General features: G+C 54.7%; 3 protein-coding genes and 1 pseudogene. 1 reads left to right on the plus strand and 3 read right to left on the minus strand.

What is annotated here, in order from left to right:
* Window positions 1-138: pseudogene (locus VU18_RS20780) on the plus strand (cardiolipin synthase); the annotation flags it as partial.
* Window positions 139-267: 129 nt separating this feature from the next.
* Here the strand turns inward: VU18_RS20780 and VU18_RS14820 are convergent.
* The 3 genes from VU18_RS14820 to VU18_RS14830 form a co-directional block, all read right to left on the minus strand.
* Complete coding sequence (locus tag VU18_RS14820) at window positions 268-435, minus strand: XapX domain-containing protein (RefSeq protein WP_013146634.1); 168 nt, start codon at window positions 433-435, stop codon at window positions 268-270.
* Between the two features lie 74 nt (window positions 436-509).
* The gene (gene argS, locus VU18_RS14825) at window positions 510-2183 is read right to left on the minus strand and encodes an arginine--tRNA ligase (RefSeq protein WP_011232868.1); all 1674 of its coding nucleotides are present in this window, start codon (window positions 2181-2183) and stop codon (window positions 510-512) included.
* Between the two features lie 3 nt (window positions 2184-2186).
* Window positions 2187-2618, minus strand: a complete 432-nt coding sequence (locus VU18_RS14830) for a DUF1934 domain-containing protein (protein ID WP_014196975.1) — start codon at window positions 2616-2618, stop codon at window positions 2187-2189.
* Window positions 2619-2749 lie beyond the last annotated feature (131 nt).

The following is a 2749-nucleotide window of genomic DNA, read 5'->3' on the forward strand; positions in this document are numbered from 1 at the left end:
TTTACCCGCCTCGTCAAACGGGCGATCGAGCGCGATTTGTTGCGCGCCGAGCCGCTGACGGTCGACTTTTGGCAAAAACGTTCGCTTCTTGACCGCGGCAAACAGTCGATTTCCCAGCTCATCTCCGCCTGGCTTTGACCGGTCTGAAGTTCCATTTCCCTCCCAAGCAACAGAAGAAGCAAAAAAACCCGGCCGGCGCTTCCGGCGGCTTGATGCTGCCAAAATTGCGCCAACCGGGTTTTGTTCCCCGTTTGATCATGCAAGTGCTTACTTCCAAAACACCGTGAACCATTGAAACAACCGCATGCCGAGATACACCCCGACGATGCCGGCGATGCCGGCCAACGCCGGGGGAGCGGGAATCGGCAACCGAAGCAAGGTGAACAAAAAGCCGACAACGATGCCGGTGATGAGCGATAGTACAACTTCTTTCATTTGTTGATCCTCCACCACTGTTTTTCTTTAGAATGCCCAAACAAAAGAGGGAGCAGTCGCTCCCCCTCGTTCGTTTACATTTGTTCCGGCGCTGAAACGCCAATGAGCGCTAACGCATTTTGCAGCGTAATTTGCACCGCCTTGACAAGCGCGAGGCGGGCTTTTGTTTTTTCGATGTTGTCCAGATCAAGCACTTTTTCCGCGTTATAAAAGCTATGGAGCGCGGAAGCCAAATCGAATGCATAGGCGGTGACGCGATGCGGCATCCGCTTGAGCGCCGCCTCGGCGACGACATCGGGGAAATCGCCGAGCACTTTGAGCAGCTCGATTTCCTTTTCCGTTTCCACAAGATGGTGAAGCGCTAAGTCGCCGTCATAGGAAATGTGTTGTTCCTCCGCTTGGCGAAGAATGCTCGAAACGCGGGCGTGCGCGTATTGGACGTAGTAAACCGGGTTTTCATTCGACTGCGACACGGCCAAGTCCATGTCAAAATCCAAATGCGTATCGCCCGAGCGCATCGCAAAGAAATAGCGGACGGCATCGACGCCGACTTCTTCCATGAGCTCGCGCATCGTCACCGCCTTGCCGGTGCGCTTGCTCATTTTGACGCGCTCACCGTTTTGGTATAGGTTCACCATTTGAATGATTTCCACTTCAAGCGCCTCCGGATCATAACCGAGCGCAGCGATCGCCGCCTTCATGCGCGGAATGTAGCCGTGGTGGTCCGCCCCCCAAATGTTGATGAGCTTTTTGAACCCGCGCCGCAGCTTGTCTTGATGGTAGGCGATGTCCGGAAGCAAGTACGTATATGTGCCGTCCTGCTTAATTAAGACGCGGTCTTTGTCGTCCCCAAACGCCGTCGAACGGAACCATGTCGCCCCGTCCTGCTCGTAAATATAGCCGCGCTCGCGCAAAGTGGAAAGCGCTTCGTCGATTTTTCCGCTTTCATAGAGCGATGTTTCCGAATACCAGACGTCAAACGGCACACGGAAGTCGGCCAAGTCTTTTTTGATTTTTTCAAGCTCATAGCGGAGCCCATAGTCGCGGAAAAAGGCAAGCCTTTCTTCTTCCTCCATTTCGACAAACCGGTCGCCGTACTCTTCGGCAAGCTTTTTGCCGATTTCGACGATATCGTCGCCGTAATAGCCGTCCTCCGGCAACGGCATATCGACACCGAGCGCCTGAAAATAACGGGCTTCGACCGATTTCGCTAAATTGTAAATTTGCTTGCCGGCGTCATTAATATAGTATTCACGCGTCACGTCAAACCCGGCTTTCGCCAAAATGTTGCAAAGCGAATCGCCGACCGCCGCGCCGCGGGCATGACCTAAATGCAGGTCTCCGGTTGGATTGGCCGAGACGAACTCGACTTGCACTTTTTCCCCGTTGCCGACGTTCGATTCGCCATACGCTTGTCCCGCCTGCAAAATCGCCGGCACGACCGCCGTCAAATAGCGGTTGTCCATGTAAAAGTTAATAAACCCCGGCCCGGCGATCTCGATGCGGGCGACCGACATGCGTTCGCGGTCAAGCTGCCCGACGATGGCTTCGGCGATCGCCCGCGGCGGTTTTTTCGCGATGCGGGCGAGCTGCATGGCGATGTTCGTCGAGTAGTCGCCATGCGCCTTGTCGCGCGGCACCTCAAGCAGCACATCCGGCAGCTCGTCGGCCGAAGCCAGCCCTGCTCTTACCGCCGCCTGGCGGATTTCTTCTTTCATCTTTTCCTTGATTTGTCCGACAATGTTCACCGCTTATACCCCCTTAAATGTCAACGTCAACGTATGGCGCCCGCTTCGCTCATCGCCTAGCATCAGTTCATAGGAAAGAAAAAGCCGCCCCTTTTTCCGCTGCTCATCATAGTGAAACTCCATGGAGCTCGTTTTGGCCGCCAGCGCCCATCGTCCAAACGCTGTCCCATAATGGCCCGGCGTTTCTTGCCGGCGGCGGAACGTTTGCCGCATCTCGACCGCTCCGGAGCGAAGGATGGTCACCTCGTCAGGCGCGATTTTCACAATGTTGTTCACCCGCCCGAGTTCGTTTTCTTCGGCAAACTGCAAATAAACGGTTTCCCCTTTTATGTAATACGTGCCATCCGCCTCAAGCACAACCGTCTCTTGGCGCGGACCGTCGCGAATGACAGCCACTTGGCGGAGGCGCGCCGGGATGCCGTTTGTTTCCTTCATATCGATGAACACACCTTTGCGAACAAACAGTCATAATTTATAGTATAATGAACTGTTTCGCTCCATTCAAGAGGGGACAAACCCGATGGCAGATTTCCGCTCCAGTGGGCAAAAAAAGGGGCTGACCCAAA

Source organism: Geobacillus sp. ZGt-1 (assembly GCF_001026865.1).
Lineage (GTDB): Bacteria > Bacillota > Bacilli > Bacillales > Anoxybacillaceae > Geobacillus > Geobacillus thermoleovorans.

Coding starts and splice junctions, on each gene's coding strand:
- VU18_RS14820 (WP_013146634.1), bottom strand. CDS start 435: ATGAAAGAAGTTGTACTATCGCTCATCACCGGCATCGTTGTCGGCTTT.
- VU18_RS14830 (WP_014196975.1), bottom strand. CDS start 2,618: ATGAAGGAAACAAACGGCATCCCGGCGCGCCTCCGCCAAGTGGCTGTC.